This is a genomic window from Nostoc sp. FACHB-190 (genome assembly GCF_014696905.1).
GTDB lineage: Bacteria > Cyanobacteriota > Cyanobacteriia > Cyanobacteriales > Nostocaceae > Nostoc_B.
In genome coordinates this window covers 94,492-111,197 of the sequence record NZ_JACJQW010000006.1, presented here as the reverse complement: position 1 = coordinate 111,197, position 16,706 = coordinate 94,492, and the positions used below count along the sequence as shown (strand labels likewise).

The following is a 16,706-nucleotide window of genomic DNA, read 5'->3' as shown; positions in this document are numbered from 1 at the left end:
AGGAGAGGGAACGGGGAACCGGGAAGAGTGTAGGGTGCAGGGGAAGAATGTTGACCCAACACTCATACCATTTCACTTTAAATATAATACATATCGGTAAGCAGCGCCTCGACTTCGCTCGGCGACCGGAAGCAGAAATACAGAGGAAGTGATTTGTATCAGTAATTTCGTGAATTGGTATCAGTACTTTGCTATGATCCTCGGCGGTTATGTCAACATGACCAACTGCTGCTTGATCAAGGTTCTCACTCCATCCAAAGTTAATTGCACATTTGCTAAAATTTCCCCTACCGTTGCTTGTCCATTACAGGCTTGCATAAACTCAAACTCTGCTGTGGACAAGTTGACAATTTGGTAGTCGTAATTAAAGATACATTGACTGGGAAAGCCATCAATACAAGGGTTTAATTCTGGGATAGCTGATAACAACTTGTCATCACTTGACCAGTCGGCTTTAGCTAGGGGAGGACGACCAAGGAAAAATTCGTAATGGGTAACTTCTGGGTCGAGTAATTCTATTAAACGATATAACTGACGTTCGCTGAGATTTTCTGCCCGTTCAATTAACTCTGGTGCTTTCCCTAAAAGTCTATCTAACTGCCAAAAACCAGGATTGGAAAAGCCGATAAATTCTAACTCAGAAGCATCAATTAATTCAAATAACGTCTCAACATTGTAATCAACTTCTTGGGGATGAACGTACATATCTGCAAAACATTCATCGCGCTGGTTTTCCATTGCCCAGCGTTGTTTTTCGTATTTGACAATTCTATTGTTTTCTGGTAAGGAGGAAAATATTTTGCGTCCGACTTGCACGCCATCACGGTAGTCGCCGCGTTGTTCGCCTTGGAGAAGGGCGATCGCTTTTTGCATAAGTTGAATTTCCCAACGTCCCAACTCGCCATACACAAAAATGTGCATAATTCCACCTGGGGCTAATTTCTTAGCTAAAGCTTGAATACCGCGAATTGGGTCTGGTAGGTGATGCAAAACCCCGACGCAATTAATTAAATCAAATTCACCGGGTAACTGTTCCACATCATAGATGCTGAGGTGATGAAATTCTACGCGATTCGCACCGGAACGCTGACAACGTTCTTGCGCCACAGCCAAAGCACCCGCACTCAAGTCAATCCCAACTACAGAAGCTTGGGGGTTGAGATGAACCAAGTATTCTGTACCTACACCTGTACCGCAGCCAGCATCTAAAATGCGGATGTCTTGCTTTTGCGGCTTTTGACCTGTACAGAAGCTATAAGCTGCTAACCAATTCCAACGCCAGTTATAACCCGGAGGTGGTTCATCTAGCAGGGGTTCTGGGGGAAAGGGATAGGTATTGTAGAGTTTGGCAACAGCAGCACTTACACTTTGAGAATCTGACATGATCAACAACATCGCAGCATTTCTGAGTTTATCGAAATGCTGGACATTTGTGGTAGGGATTTTTAGGGATTAGGGGCTGGAGGTTAGAGGTTAGAGGTTAGGGGGGACAAGGGGGACAAGGGGGACAAGGGGGACAAGGGGGACAAGGGGGAGAACTTAGAACTTACACTTCGACTACTTCGGCTGCGCTCAGTACAAGTGCGCTCAGTGTACAACACTTAACCCGGATTTCTCACCACACCTTTCAAAGCCTGTGCAGGGGAGCAGGGGAGAATGAAGGTACTCTCTCCCCTGCCCCTCCGCACCTCTGCCCCTCTGCCCCATCAAACGCCTGAAGCTTGTGAGAAATGCGGGTTAACACTCATCGTTCTTGGTAATCTTCGGAGGATTTTGGGTCTAGTTCCCAGCGACGATCATCGCGTTGTTCGAGAATTTCGTTGGTACGGAGGAAGGCGCGATCGCTCATTTCTAAACCAACGGCTGCTGCGATTTCTTCGGTAACATCTTGTTCAGGAACGGCGACAGTACCACCAACAGCTTCATCGCCTACGGTATCTTGCCAGTAAGTATAACCGTCTTGAGTGGTGACTTCGGGGCTATCGGGATACTCTGGGGTAGTTTGATCAAGCGATCGCTCACCAATATTGTACCCTGGTAATTCTTTGACTCCAGTGCCGTAAGATTCAGTAATTTCTTGTGGTAAATCTTCTGAATTAACTTCAGGATGCTGATTTTTTTCTGTCATATATATCTGCCTTTTCTGCATCCTTACCATAACGTTTTTATTAATAAAATTGGTCTGACTTTCGATGTATGACTTTAGTAGTAAAAAAATCTATCCCCTTAGAACGAAGTTAATGTAATTTTTACAGCCTAATCTTATAAGAGTAAATTCAAGGTTAAGCTACTTGTAGTTGAATCTGTTAGTTATGAGTTAGAAGTACTCAACCCACACAACAAGCCCCCTTAATTTCTTCTAAACTCATAACTTTTTTTGGTAAAAATTTCTCATACTCAAATAAGTATTGAGGTAATTTTAGTGGAGGTTAAAAGTGGAATATCACGAGTTTATTACCCATGTCCAAAGTCTCTCTCAATCTAATTCTCGTGAGGAGGCGGAACTTGCTACTCGTGCAACTCTAGAAACTATTAAAGAACGTATTGCAGAAAGTGAAATTCAAGATTTAGCTGCACAACTTCCACAGGAACTAAGTGATTATTTACAAGCACAAACACAAGCAAGTATTCAAAGTTTTCATCTCCAAGAGTTTATTCAACGTGTTAGCCAAAAAGAACATATAGAACCTACTACTACTGCAATTCATGTCCGAGCAGTTTTCGCTGTGTTGCAAAATGCCATCAAGCCTGAAATTTTTTCTCGGTTTCACGCCCATTTTAGTCACGATTACGAAGAACTATTTCCTGCACCATCTACTAGTGAAGTATGAAAGTTTTCCTGAGATTATATGATTCGTGATTTTTATAACATTTTTCATCTCAATAAATTACATTCCTCTAATCTCTAGCCTCTATTGGCTGGTAATTGATCAACTTTCACCCAATTAACAATTAAGCAAAATAGGTAATTCCATGTCATATCAAAACAATCATTCTGGGAAGAAAAAAGTTGCAATTCTAATTGAAAATGATGTCGAAGATGCAGAATTTATAGTTCCTTGTCACGGGCTGAAACAAGCAGGAATAGATGTAGTTGTCCTCGGTGCGCGGATGAACGAAAAATATAAAGGTAAACGCGGTAGAGTTTCTGTTCAAGCAGATGGTACAACTACAGAAGCGATCGCCTCAGAATTCGATGCAGTAATAATTCCTGGTGGGATGGCTCCTGATAAAATGCGCCGCAACCCCAATACAGTGCGCTTTGTCCAAGAAGCTCTGCAACAAGGAAAGCTCGTAGCAGCAGTTTGTCACGGGCCACAATTATTAATTGAAGGCGATTTGCTCAGAGAAAAACGCGCTACTGGTTTTGTGGCTATCCGCCGCGATATGCTCAATGCGGGTGCAAACTATCAAGATGAATCCCTGGTAGTGGATGGTAATTTAATTACTTCCCGCGAACCTGGAGACTTGGCAATTTTTACCACAGCTATTCTCAGCCGTCTTGGTTACGGTGGTAAAGATGTGGCTCTTCCCGATGAAACAGATATTAACGCCGAATGGTGGAAAATTGCTGATGCTTGGGGTGGTTCAACTAAAGGCGAAATTGCTAAAGGTTTAAATACGGCTTTAAGTGGTGAACGTTATTCTCTAGAAGCTCTAGAAAAGTATTACGAAAAAGAGTCTGATACTCAAGCTAAGGCACTGTTTCAAGAGTTAATGGCGCATAAACAGCGTCACATTGAAATATTAGAAACCTACCTGAATAAATTAGGTGAAAAGCCTTCGATAGCTGCCAATATCGCTAATCAATATGCCAAGGTAAAAGCGGCTTTATCTGGTAGTGATGATATCTATCAAATCCGTTGTGCTTTGGGTGATTTACAAACAGGTATTGGGGACATTGGTAATTTATCTGCAATGTTTACTGACCCCATAGCAACTGATATTTTCAAAAAGATTTACGGCGATTTGTTAAAAGACGAACAACGTTTGCTAGAGCTATATCGGGCGCGGCTAAGTGCGGGAGTGCAATCTCCTAAGCCGACAACTGGTGCAGCTGTTTCTATGTAAAACGAACCGCTCCAGGCGCAGATATCGCAGAGAAAGATATTTACGCCTCTGCAATGATTTTAAGGAGATATTAAAGTGACTTCAACAGGCGATCGCACAACTAAAACTACCCCAGAAGCTAATGAGATGGAACGCTGGGCTTCTCTCATTGGCGGTGGGGCTATGGTACTCACAGGTTTAAGTCAACGCTCTTTAAAAGGTGTATTAACTGCACTGGCTGGCGGTGGTTTAGTTTACCAAGGGTTAACTAAGCAAAGCACAATACAGCAAGCACAAGAAGCCCTGGGAATTAATAAACCCATCAAAGTTGAAAAGACGGTAACTATTAATAAACCAGCCGATGAACTTTACCGTTATTGGCACAACTTTGAGCAGTTACCCACCTTTATGAAGCATCTGCAATCGGTGAAGGTATACGACGCAAAACGTTCGCATTGGATTGCAAAAGCGCCTTTAGCTAACAACGTTGAATGGGATGCAGAGATTCTCGAAGATAGAGAAAACGAGTTTATCTCTTGGGCTTCTGTCGAAGGCGCAGATATTGATAACTCCGGCTTTGTCAGATTTAAAAAAGCTCCAGGCGAGCGAGGTACAGAAGTCAAAGTAGTTTTAGAATACAACATCCCCGGCGGTGGAATAAGTGCGGCTCTGGCAAAACTTTTTGGCGAAGAACCAGAACAACAAATCGGTGATGACCTACGCCGCTTCAAAATGCTCATGGAAGCCGGAGAAATCGCCACCACCGAAGGACAGCCAACAGGCAAAAGATGAAGGATAAAACTCACACTTTCTAATTCACATTTCATACTTCACACTTCATACTTTTATGAAAGCAGTCTGTTGGCAAGGTGCTAATGAAGTGCGGGTGGAATCGGTACCAGACCCGACGATTCTTAATCCCCGCGATGCGATTATTAAAATTACTTCCACAGCTATCTGTGGTTCGGATTTACATATATATGGCGGCTATATCCCAACAGTCCAAAAAGGTGACATTATTGGTCACGAATTTATGGGGGAAGTCGTCGAAGTTGGTAGGGAAGTTAATAATTTAAAAATAGGCGTAGACGCGAAGCGGCTTCTCCCTGGAGATCGCGTTGTTGTTCCCTCAACCATTGGCTGTGGTAATTGTGCTTATTGCCAGCGTGATATGTGGTCGCTGTGCGATAATTCTAACCCTAACAGTTGGTTAGAAGAAAAGTTATTTGGCAATGTCACCTCAGCAATTTATGGCTACTCTCATTTATTAGGTGGCTATGCAGGCGCACAAGCCGAATATATCCGCGTACCTTTTGCTGATGTGGGTGTTGTCAAAGTTCCGTCAGATATACCTGATGAAAAACTATTGTTCATCTCCGATGCTATCCCGACTGGCTACATGGGTGCAGAACTCTGTGACATTCAGCCAGGTGATACAGTAGCGGTGTGGGGTTGCGGTGCAGTTGGGCTGTTCGCCATGATTAGCGCCTATATGATGGGTGCAGAAAAAGTAATTGCTATAGACCGCTTCCCCGAACGCTTAGAAATGGCGAAAAAATATGCCAAAGCCGAAGTAATTAACTACGAAGAAGTTAATGCAGGTGAAGCATTAAAAGAAATGACTGGCGGACGCGGCCCTGATGCTTGCATTGATGCAGTCGGTTTGGAAGCGCATGGTGTTGGTTTAGAAGACTTCTACGACCAGACAAAACAAAAACTCAAGCTAGAAAGCGATCGCCCCCACGTATTACGAGAAATGATGGTAGCCTGTCGTAAAGGCGGCACTCTGGCAATTATGGGTGTTTATGGTGGTTTCGTTGACAAAATACCCTTGGGTGCAGCTTTTAACAAAGGTCTAACCTTCAGAATGGGACAAATGCACGGACAGAAATATATGCACTTGTTACTCCAGCAAATCTTGGACGGTAAACTCGACCCTTCTTTTGTGGTAACTCATCAACTCCCACTAGCAGAAGCGGCTCACGGTTATCACATTTTTCAACAGAAAAAAGATAACTGTGTCAAAGTTGTCCTCAAACCATGAATTGGCTGATAGCCGTTCAGTTGTACACACAAATAAATAAAGCAAATGAGGTTATTTATGAAGCAAGTGATTTCTAGCTTACGCAAAATTATGGTTGTTTTCTTAGTAGGATTTATGTTCTTACTGGGACAAGCCTTTAGCTTTGTCAACGTAGCACAAGCTGATGTGACAACTCCCGAAGGAACTTATTACAAAGGCGTACCCGAAGGTCAAAACGACAACCAAGTTAGAAATGCTCAGTCTAAACTGAAAGATGCTGCTGAGAATATCCGCGAGAAACTAAACTTAGATGAGGACACTCCCAGAGCTACAAAAGAGTTTCTCAAAGATGCGAAAAATAAAGCAGGCGAAGCAGTTGGTGGTAATCAACCTCAAGGTAGCAGAGAAGGTTATTATCAAAATCCTCCCAGCAAACAACTCAGAGATAGAATGTAAGTAAAAAGGCAAAAGTAAAAAGATAGCCCTCTGGGTGCGTTAGGCGAGTTTAGATGTTTCACGAAAAAGATAATCAAACTGCCTAACGCACTTGTTTATCTAGCTATTACTTCCATGATTTATATGTTCTCACAAATGACAAATGATAAATGACTAATGACCAAAAACAAATGACAAAGGACTAAAAATTATGAAAGCAGTTTGCTGGAATGGAGCAAACGATGTGCGGGTAGAAACGGTTCCTGACCCCAAAATTATTAACCCGCGTGATGCCATTATTAAAATTACTTCCACAGCAATTTGCGGTTCAGATTTGCATATTTATGATGGCTATATTCCCACCATGCAAAAAGGCGATATCCTTGGGCATGAATTTATGGGGGAAGTTGTAGAATTAGGTAGTGAAGTTAAGAATGTTAAGATAGGGGATCGCGTTGTTGTTCCCTTCACAATATCCTGCGGTAACTGTTTTTTTTGCCAGCGCGATTTATGGTCTTTATGTGATAACTCCAACCCAAATGCTTGGCTGGTAGAACTTCAAATGGGTCACTCACCAGCAGGCTTATTTGGTTATTCGCACTTATTTGGCGGTTACGCTGGCGGACAAGCAGAATATGTCCGAGTACCCTTTGCAGATGTTGGCTTATTCAAAATTCCCGACCACCTCACAGATGAGCAAGTTCTATTTTTAACTGACATTTTCCCGACTGGTTACATGGCCGCAGAAAACTGCAACATTCAATTGGGTGACATAGTTGCAGTGTGGGGTTGTGGCCCAGTCGGACAATTTGCCATTAAAAGTGCTTTTCTCCTTGGTGCAGAGCGCGTTATTGCCATAGACCGCATTCCCGAACGCCTGCAAATGGCCAAAGAACAAGGCAAAGCTGAAGTCCTCAACTATGAAGAGGTAGACATTGGGGAAGCACTCAAAGAATTGACAGGCGGTCGTGGCCCTGATGCTTGTATTGATGCTGTGGGTATGGAAGCACATGGTACAGATGCGATGGCTTTCTACGACAAAGTAAAACAAGCAGTTCGTCTAGAAACAGACCGTCCAACAGCATTACGTCAAGTAATTCTGGCTGCTGGTAAAGGCGGTCATGTCTCAATTGCCGGAGTTTACGGTGGCTTCCTCGACAAAATTCCAATGGGTTCAGCAATGAACAAAGGTTTGACTTTCAAAATGGGACAAACCCATGTCCACAGATACTTAAAACCCTTACTCAATCACATTGAAAACGGCGACCTCGACCCTTCATTCGTAATCACTCACACTCTACCTTTAGACCAAGCACCCCACGGCTACCAAATTTTTAAAGAGAAAAAAGATAACTGTATCAAAGTTGTTCTCAAACCATAAAGTGATTAATGAAATATGACTGACACCAGCGTTAAAAAAATAGATTCTAGCCATTCACCCAAAGGTAAACTCGGTCAAAAATATCTAGCTTCTGGTAAAACAGTTTCGATGCGCCTTTGGGAAAATGAACAACCAGGAGAAGATAAACCACCAACAGCACGGGAATATGAAACTGTTGGTTATGTAATTAATGGTCGTGCAGAACTACACATCGAAGGACAAATGATTTTGCTAGAATCTGGTAGTTCTTGGGTTGTTCCCAAAGGTTCACACCACACTTACAAAATCCTCGAATCATTCACCGCCGTAGAAGCCACCAGTCCACCCGCCCAAGTTCATGGACGTGATGAAAATTAAGTGTTCATAGTTCACCTGTTGAGGTGAGCAGGGGGGCGGAGGGGCTTCGGGTGCAGGGGAGAGCGTACCTTCCTTCCCCCTTTCACCCCTTTCACCCCTGCACCCTTGCTTGCCTACACAAGTAAGTTTCTTATCCGAACCGTATTGAGGGTGTATGGAGGAAGTCCAGTCCAAAAGTTTACCTGTAAACCCTTTCTCAATCCAAAATCCAAAATGGTATTACCCTTCCGCCAGCAGCTGATAAGTTAGCGTAATGAAAATAATAAATTTTTTTTTGTCAAGTCTAGTTGACGTTTTGTAACAAACTTGTTAAATTTGTTTACATAAGTTAACAAGCAAGGAAAAAAATTATGTATACCACCGTTAATGAAGATGGCGTTTTAAATAACTATGCAACCGAACCCCAGATTTACTACGCTGAATACCCAGCAATTTGGGAACAGCGTCGTTACGTTATCCAAGCTGCCGTTGCAAGTTTGTTTGTAACAGGTTTAGTATTATTTGCTTTTGCAGTTAGCTAAGAGTTTTAGACTTCGGTATCGGTATCTCCCATCGACATTCAGACCTTCTCCTTGAACCTCGGTTAGTTTCGCCGAGGTTTTTTATTATTCGTATAATCACAAAACACAAGCTTCAGCAATTGAGTATTAATACCATTTTGGATTTTAGATTTTGGATTTTGGATTGGGAAATTGCTTACTGGTGAGCTTTTCAGTAACCCATTTGTCGCAATCATTTTTCAAATTGGTATAACAACTTTCCCCAGCTTGTTCACAAGCGCCAATACTCACCCAAGTGCTAGAACCATTTTGCCAGTGTTCTTTTTTCCAAAAGAGTAAGCAATTACATGCTAGAAGTTTAGCAAATCAAAATTTTGGGGTGTATGCAAAATAACGTGTAAGGGTAAAAGAATTGCGATCGCTCTTAGCAAAACGAACCAGTCAAGATATCTTCACTTTTCTCAGGGTAACTGACCAGTTGACAACTTGAGCAAATAACCAAGACAGTTCCCGCAACCATTTTGTACAATCCCCGTTCGGATATCGTAAATTTGCTTCAATGTCATCAAAATTTCTGACAAAGCAGCATTATCTGTGCGATCGCCAACTCCGTTTACTGTAATGTTGACTGATAAGCTCCCAACTTCCACAGCCACCGATAAATCTGTCATTGTTTGCTCAAAATTATCTGCTAACTCTTCCTCAAACCAAAATAAATCCTCCACTTTGCAACCCAGCGCCTTGGCTAAACGCAGAGACATCCCCACAGAAGGAGCGTGTTCGCCTGATTCCACACCACTAATACTCTGACGACTTACGCCAGCCATATCAGCTAAATCTTGCTGACTCATACCCAAGCGAGTTCTAATTGATTTGAGATTGTTGCATAGATTCACATCCATTTTCATGAGGTTTTATCTCTCCGTTGTACCAAGTTAAATTTTGCATTGTGGAATTAAAAATTAACTGTAATCGTCAGAATTCAGCACACAGAAGTCAGAATTCAGAATTTAAGAGTAATTCAGGATGATTAATCTATCGTTCTTGAGAAGAATGTAATGAAGCTTTTTAAGCTTCTGACTCCTGGATTCTGACTCCTGAATTTTTACTTGTAATCTTGTGAATAAAAATGCCAAAACTGTTACAACTACAGCAAGTAGATGCAAAATTTTTGCTTAATCACAGTCAGATGAAGACTAATTTCTTCTAGAAAAGCAATGTATAGAAAAATCAGTCCAGCTTGACATTTAGAAACAGCTTCGCCAAACGAAAAACCGAATTCTTGGACGGCTTTGCTCCTTTTCGATTAACGTTAAGCCGTCACTAATTAATGACTAGGCTGGGCTGATATTCAATTGGCAAGCACATGAGGAGTTGTAATTTGACGGTTGAGATTCCCCTAAATCAAGAATATCATACATCTCGCCAATTTACTTGCGCTAATCAAATTTTTGACAAACAGTATTTGTGATTACAACTAGTTCACATTCAGAAAAAATCAAAGCTCACAATTACACTATGCTTTGATTTTTTGAGTTTTGAAATATCATCAATTCCTCATATAAGGCATTTATACTCAAGCCGGAAATCAAATAATTTATGTTGTTGATTTTAGATAGAATAGTCTGTCTATTTATATTAGTAAATATGGAATTATTTCGCTAATGAGTGCTGCGATGCTTGCAAAAACTTCCACAGCTAAAGATTAGCTAAAAAGTGCAAGTTGTTAAATGAAATATAAGTTAAAATTATTACAACCTCACATCCTATACAAAGTTTTAAGAAACAAGATTTGTGCATAATTGTTCAGTATTTTATAGATGGATAAATATACCTGTAACAATGTCAAATTACTGAATTGCGAAAAAAAAATTTCTGGCGCAAGTAAAATTGCAAGATGTATGTTATTCTTGACATATAAGGAATCAAAAGCGTAAAGCAAACAACTCAAGTCTATAACAGGTACGGCATTGTAGTATCTGGTTGATGTAGTAGAGTTCAATCCTGTAAGTTAACTAATTCTTTGATGAACTGATGGTCTAACTCTGCAAGTTTCTGGAGGTATTGTAGAGTTACTAGATAGGTAATAGTCTGAAGTATGGGGAAAACTTTAGCCTGCTTGCAGTTCATCAATTCAATTGGAATCAACCGCACTTTTATACAATTACTTCTGCAACCTGTGATGTGTGAAGTGCGACGAATACAAAGCTGGAAATTTTTTCTACATAACAACTAGAAATTAATGTGTGTCACCTCTCAAATGTAATATTCCGCCTTGATTGCGTGAGGTTTTATCACAATAAAACCAAGTGTTTGAGAGAATCTGGCTCATAAATTTGATTTGTGGCTACTACGCTGCTTGTTGGTAAGTAAAATGACGCAGATGGAGTTTATATTTTACACTCCATCTGCCCTTTATTTTCTCTAATATTTGGGAATTTGCGATCCTCACAACTTATGAGTTGTGTTTATTTAGCTACTTCTAAATCATTAAGTCTTGTGGCAAGTTTAATTGCGACTGGGCTAGTTTTAGCAAATGGAGATAATTGGCGATCGCTATGCTTTTACTGTCTTTCATTATTTTAGGACTGGCTATACTTTTTTGGATGATTGGGTTAATAATCCTTAATCCAATCTGGCAACTACCAATCATATTGTTAGGACTATTATGCTTTTGCATCAGCCTGAAGTTTTCCATTATACCTTTAGAATTACTAGGAATTATTGCCTTAGTAATCACCACACAAAGAATCAAATCCCTTAATAGTTCTCACTAGTACAAGAAGGCAAAAGTAAAAAGGCAAAAGTAAAAAAAGAATACTGATAAGCTAATCTTCATGGCTTATTTACCTAAAATAGCAATCCTAAATGAATTACAAGCAAATCTGCTCCCTACTCCCCATTCCCTATTTCCTACTCCCAGCTTGTACAGATAATTTCAAAAATCAAACCTGATTACTTTATGCGGTACTAACCTATGGAATCATCTATGCAATTAACTAACAACATGGTTTTGTTTGACGATAACGATCGCCTACTAGTCAGATTGTATGCTGCCAATAGCTTAAAAGGCGTTCTTTCGGAAGTTGCTCAAGCCTTTACCCGAAAATACAAGATTCCGATAAAGCTGGAGTTTGACTATGCAGATGTGCTGCGCGAACGCATCTTAGAAGGTGAAACGGCGGATATCTTTATTGCAGATGATGTTTACAATCCGCGTGTATTGATGCAAGCTAGTAAAAGCAGCCCTGTGGTGAACTTTGTCAGAAATAGAATTTGTGCGATCGTCAAATCTGATCTCACAGTCACTTCAGATAGTTTACTAGATTTGATGTTGTCACCTCAAACTCACTTAGGCATATCAGCACCCAAACCAGACCTTTTTGAAGATTATGCCCAAGCAGTCTTTCACCAAGCGGAAAAACTTCGTGTCGGTAGCTTTGAAAAATTAAATAGTAAAGCTTTACATTTAGTCGGAGGTAGTAATCATCCTATCATCGGCGACACAAAAAATAAATTTGCTTATTTCATCCAAGAAACACAACAAGTAGACATTTTTTTAAGCTATTACACCGATGCTCGTTTAGCACATTTAGCTGCACCGAGTTTACAAATAGTAGAGTTACCTACAAATTTAGCCGTTCGCGTCAATTATGGCATGACTATTATCAACAATTCATATAGTGCTGCGGTCATTTTAGCTATGTATATACTCTCTCCAGATGGACAAGAAATATTAGCTAAATATGGGTTTGATACATCTTTGATGGGATGAATAAGTAGAGAAAAGAGGGACAAGGGAGATAGAGGTATAACTGAGTAGTAAAATTTGATAATTTATCTTTTTGATCACATTCAATATGTGCGTTGGAGAGATGTTGTACACAACATCTCTGCTTATCTTTAAAATTCTTATATTATATAAGTTATGTGCAAGATGAATAAATATTTCAGAATAGTAGGTTGGGTGTAGCGATAGCGTAACCCAACAAAGTATGCGTGAATGTTTGGTTATGTTCCTCCAAGCAACCTACACAAATCTTCAGTTTATTAATGATTTTGTTTTGTTATTTATAACTAAAAATCATAAATATTGAAATTATCAATCATCCAGATTCAGAATAATAACTCTTGGTTCTAGAAGATAATAATATCTTTCTAGTAAAACCTAAGTTGGCTAAGTGCCTGGAATTCAAGTTATTGCTGTAAACATTATATGACAAGGCTTTATAGAAAAAATATATTCCCGATAAATATATTTAACTTACTCTAATAGATGTCTTGTAAATAGAATACTCTGTCTATTTTATTTTGTTTAATTGCCAAATATATTAATTGCTTTCTTATTAATATACAGACCTGTCTTTATAACTTAAAAAGGCTCATATTTTATTTATATTTATTTTGCTTTTGTCATCCAAAATACTGTTTAATAATTAGAAGAATTGTTAATCTTTAAAAAGACAAAAGAAAAAGATTTCTTCTTGAGGCGGCAATCAATTAAAAGCAAGAAGAAAGAAAAAGAAATCAGCAAAGGAGAATAAAGGAATGCCACTAAAACTATTAAAGTGCGACGAATCAATTCCTGAAAGAGAAAAACACGTATACATCAAAGAAAAAGGCGAAGACACCACCCAATTTCTCCCCCTATCCAACATCGAAACCATCCCCGGTTCACTCTCAGAACGCGGATGTAGCTACTGCGGAGCCAAACTCGTAATCGGTGGCGTACTCAAAGACACCATCCAAATGATTCACGGCCCCATCGGTTGCGCCTACGACACCTGGCACACCAAACGCTACCCCAGCGACAACGGTAACTTTCAACTCAAATATGTCTGGTCATCAGACATGAAAGAATCCCACATCGTCTTCGGTGGCGAAAAACAACTCCGCAAATCCATCATCGAAGCCTTTGCAGAGTTCCCCGATATCAAACGGATGATAGTCTACACCACCTGCGCCACCGCCTTAATTGGTGATGACATCAAAGCCGTCGTCAAAACTATCGAAAAAGAACTCGGTGACGTAGACATCTTCTGCGTCGAATGTCCCGGATTTGCCGGAGTCAGTCAATCCAAAGGACACCACGTCCTCAACATCGCCTGGATTAACGAAAAAGTCGGCACATTAGAGCCAGAAATCACCTCACCCTACACCATCAACGTCATTGGAGACTACAACATCCAAGGTGATACCTTCGTACTAGAAAAATACATGGAAAAAATGGGCGTGCAAATCATTGCCCACTTTACCGGAAATGGTACTTATGACTCCTTACGGGGAATGCACAGAGCGCAACTCAACGTTACTAACTGCGCGCGTTCCGCAGGATACATCGCCAACGAACTCAAAAAGAGATATGGTATTCCCCGTCTAGACGTAGACACCTGGGGTTTTGACTATTGTCAAGAAACCTTGCGGAAAATTGGTGCATTCTTTGGCATTGAAGACAGAGCCGAAGCCGTCATTGCCGAAGAAGTCGCCAAATACCAAGAGAAAATGGATTGGTACAAAGAACGACTCACAGGCAAAAAAGTCTGTATTTGGACAGGTGGCCCTAGACTATGGCACTGGACAAAAGCATTGGAAGATGATTTAGGAATGCAGGTAGTATCCATGTCTTCCAAGTTCGGACACCAAGAAGACTTTGAGAAGGTCATCGCCAGAGGTCAAGAAGGAACAATCTATATTGATGATGGTAATGAATTGGAGTTCTTTGAAGTTCTGGAAATGATTCGTCCTGATGTGGTGTTGACTGGGCCACGGGTGGGTGCGTTAGTCAAGAAGTTGCACTTACCTTATATCAATGGTCATGGTTATCACAATGGGCCATACATGGGCTTTGAAGGTGCGGTGAATATGGCGCGTGATTTGTACAATGCCATTTATTCTCCTTTGATGCGGCTTGCTGCTATTGATGTTCGTGATGATGCTCCTAAAGCTGCTCCCAAGACAAAAGAAATTGAACACTTGAATGAAAAAGTGACAAATATCACAACCTACATTCAAGAGCGTTGTTTATGGCAATTCCACTCCCGTGCATGGGATAGAGAAGAGAACATCGATGGTGTAATCAAGAAAGCTGTCGAACTCTTAAGTGGAGAAAGATCAGTTCAGGAAACACTGACTGACAAGCTGCATTATGCAGATGCGAAGATTCTGGTGTCTGAACTCAAACGCAACTTACCTTGGATCAAAGAGTTGGACAAAGAGCAAGTTAAGTCTGTATTAGAGTCAGTTAAGCAAAATCTAGTCGGTATTGCGATCGCTGGTTCTCTCAACGGTGAATTGCACCACTCTCTATATTAATAGGAGTCTCACGCAGAGTCGCAGAGTCGCAGAGAGGTGGAAGAGTAGTTTTTTAATTTCTCTACTGTAATTCAGCAACTGTTTCTCACTCCCCAGTCGAACTTAGACAATCACCAACATAGAACTCAGAACTGCAAAATTTAGGCGGAATTCGATTCAAATATCGGTTCTGAGTTCTATTTCCCCCACATTTCACCCTATTCTGGAGGCAATTTAGATGACTTTAGCTGTAAGTAAGAAAGAACGTGCTGGGGTAATCAATCCCATCTTTACCTGTCAGCCTGCGGGTGCTGAATATGCAACCATCGGTGTTAAAGATTGTATTCCCTTGGTGCATGGTGGACAAGGTTGCAGTATGTTTGTCCGCTTGATTTTTGCTCAACACTTGAAAGAAAACTTTGATATTGCATCTTCTTCACTCCATGAAGCTAGTGCGGTATTTGGTGGTATGCCACGGATCGAAGAAGGTGTGAAAACAATAGTAGCACGCTATCCTGATGTGCGTTTGATTCCCATCATCACTACTTGTTCTACTGAAACCATCGGGGATGACGTAGAAGGTACAATCAACAAAGTCAACAAATTCCTCAAAAAAGAGTATCCCAATCGGGAAGTGAAGTTGATTCCTGTACATACTCCTAGTTACCGTGGTAGTCAGGTGACAGGATATGATGCTGGTGTCACTTCCTTGATTACTAACTTGGCGAAAAAAGGTGAACCCAACGGTAAGTTAAACATCATTACTGGTTGGGTTAACCCTGGTGATGTGACTGAAGTTAAGCACATCCTCGGCGAAATGGGTGTTGAAGGTAATATCTTACTCGATACCGAAACCTTCAATGCTCCTACAATGCCAGATAGAAACAGCTTCACCTTTGGTAATACCACCATTGAAGATATTGCTGGTTCTGCTAATGCTGTAGGAACGATCGCTCTGTGCAAATATGAAGGTGGTAACGCCGCTAAATTCTTACAAGAGCAATTTGACGTTCCTGCAATTGTTGGGCCTACACCAATTGGTATCAAAAACACTGATGCTTGGTTGCAAAATATCAAGAAACTAACTGGTAAGGCAATCCCAGAATCTTTGGTTATCGAACGGGGTAAAGCAATTGACGCTTTAGCTGACTTAGCTCACATGTACTTTGCTAACAAGCGTGTAGCTATTTATGGCGACCCCGATTTAGTAATTGGTTTGGCTGAGTTCTGCTTAGAAGTTGAGTTAGAGCCAGTGTTGCTGTTGTTGGGTGATGATAATAAAGCTGCTTCCCAAGACCCCAGACTAGCTGAGTTAGCTAAGAGAGCAAACCACGCTGAGTATGATATCGAAGTGATCTGGAATGCTGACTTGTGGGAACTGGAAAGCCGCGTGAAAGAAAAAGGCGATATCGATTTGATTTTGGGTCATTCCAAAGGTCGGTATATTGCGATCGATAATCAAATTCCAATGGTACGTGTAGGCTTCCCCACCTTTGACCGTGCAGGTTTGTGGAAAAACCCTGTGATTGGTTATCGCGGTGCGGAATGGTTGGGAGATGCGATCGCTAACGCCATGTTTGCAGATATGGAATACAAGCATGACCGTGAGTGGATCTTAAACGTTTGGTAAGAGGCTTCTAAACGCAAAGGTACGCGAAGTATAACGCAA

General features: G+C 40.9%; 13 protein-coding genes and 1 pseudogene. 11 read left to right on the top strand and 3 right to left on the bottom strand.

Annotated features, from left to right (window positions below; genetic code table 11):
• Positions 1–207: 207 nt before the first annotated feature.
• Positions 208–1,383, bottom strand: coding sequence for a class I SAM-dependent methyltransferase (locus H6G28_RS09875; protein ID WP_190670515.1), 1,176 nt, complete (start codon positions 1,381–1,383; stop codon positions 208–210).
• A gap of 361 nt (positions 1,384–1,744) precedes the next feature.
• A complete protein-coding gene (locus H6G28_RS09870) occupies positions 1,745–2,128 on the bottom strand; it encodes a DUF6335 family protein (RefSeq protein ID WP_190670513.1) in 384 nt (127 codons plus the stop codon).
• Between the two features lie 307 nt (positions 2,129–2,435).
• On the opposite strand from H6G28_RS09870, the gene H6G28_RS09865 reads away from it, so the two are divergent.
• The 8 genes from H6G28_RS09865 (at position 2,436) to psb34 (ending at position 8,767) form a co-directional block, all read left to right on the top strand.
• A complete protein-coding gene (locus H6G28_RS09865; protein ID WP_190670511.1) occupies positions 2,436–2,831 on the top strand; it encodes a DUF2267 domain-containing protein in 396 nt (131 codons plus the stop codon).
• A gap of 142 nt (positions 2,832–2,973) precedes the next feature.
• The gene (locus tag H6G28_RS09860) at positions 2,974–4,071 is read left to right on the top strand and encodes a DJ-1/PfpI/YhbO family deglycase/protease (protein ID WP_190670510.1); all 1,098 of its coding nucleotides are present in this window, start codon (positions 2,974–2,976) and stop codon (positions 4,069–4,071) included.
• 75 nt (positions 4,072–4,146) lie between these two features.
• Positions 4,147–4,842, top strand: a complete 696-nt coding sequence (locus H6G28_RS09855) for an SRPBCC family protein (RefSeq protein ID WP_190670508.1) — start codon at positions 4,147–4,149, stop codon at positions 4,840–4,842.
• Between the two features lie 55 nt (positions 4,843–4,897).
• Positions 4,898–6,094: a zinc-dependent alcohol dehydrogenase gene (locus H6G28_RS09850; protein WP_190670507.1), complete on the top strand. Its 1,197-nt coding sequence runs from the start codon at positions 4,898–4,900 to the stop codon at positions 6,092–6,094.
• A 57-nt stretch (positions 6,095–6,151) separates the two neighbouring features.
• Positions 6,152–6,529, top strand: a complete 378-nt coding sequence (locus H6G28_RS09845) for a hypothetical protein (protein ID WP_190670505.1) — start codon at positions 6,152–6,154, stop codon at positions 6,527–6,529.
• A 190-nt stretch (positions 6,530–6,719) separates the two neighbouring features.
• Positions 6,720–7,889 carry a zinc-dependent alcohol dehydrogenase gene (locus H6G28_RS09840; protein ID WP_190670504.1) on the top strand — a complete coding sequence of 390 codons (1,170 nt, stop codon included), beginning with the start codon at positions 6,720–6,722 and terminating at the stop codon, positions 7,887–7,889.
• 15 nt (positions 7,890–7,904) lie between these two features.
• Positions 7,905–8,246, top strand: a complete 342-nt coding sequence (locus tag H6G28_RS09835) for a cupin domain-containing protein (protein ID WP_190670502.1) — start codon at positions 7,905–7,907, stop codon at positions 8,244–8,246.
• Positions 8,247–8,596: 350 nt separating this feature from the next.
• Positions 8,597–8,767: a photosystem II assembly protein Psb34 gene (gene psb34 / locus H6G28_RS09830; protein ID WP_190588561.1), complete on the top strand. Its 171-nt coding sequence runs from the start codon at positions 8,597–8,599 to the stop codon at positions 8,765–8,767.
• Positions 8,768–9,432: 665 nt separating this feature from the next.
• Here the strand turns inward: psb34 and relB are convergent.
• Positions 9,433–9,654, bottom strand: a pseudogene (gene relB / locus H6G28_RS36425) (type II toxin-antitoxin system RelB family anti-toxin); the annotation flags it as partial.
• A 2,069-nt stretch (positions 9,655–11,723) separates the two neighbouring features.
• Between relB and H6G28_RS09820 the strand changes: the two are divergent.
• The 3 genes from H6G28_RS09820 to vnfK all read left to right on the top strand — a co-directional run bounded on the left by H6G28_RS09820 (position 11,724) and on the right by vnfK (position 16,667).
• A complete protein-coding gene (locus H6G28_RS09820) occupies positions 11,724–12,521 on the top strand; it encodes a molybdate ABC transporter substrate-binding protein (RefSeq protein ID WP_190670499.1) in 798 nt (265 codons plus the stop codon).
• Between the two features lie 773 nt (positions 12,522–13,294).
• A complete protein-coding gene (gene vnfD, locus H6G28_RS09815; protein WP_190670498.1) occupies positions 13,295–15,058 on the top strand; it encodes a nitrogenase vanadium-iron protein, alpha chain in 1,764 nt (587 codons plus the stop codon).
• A 217-nt stretch (positions 15,059–15,275) separates the two neighbouring features.
• Complete coding sequence (gene vnfK, locus H6G28_RS09810) at positions 15,276–16,667, top strand: V-containing nitrogenase subunit beta (protein ID WP_190670497.1); 1,392 nt, start codon at positions 15,276–15,278, stop codon at positions 16,665–16,667.
• The last annotated feature ends 39 nt before the right edge of the window (positions 16,668–16,706 follow it).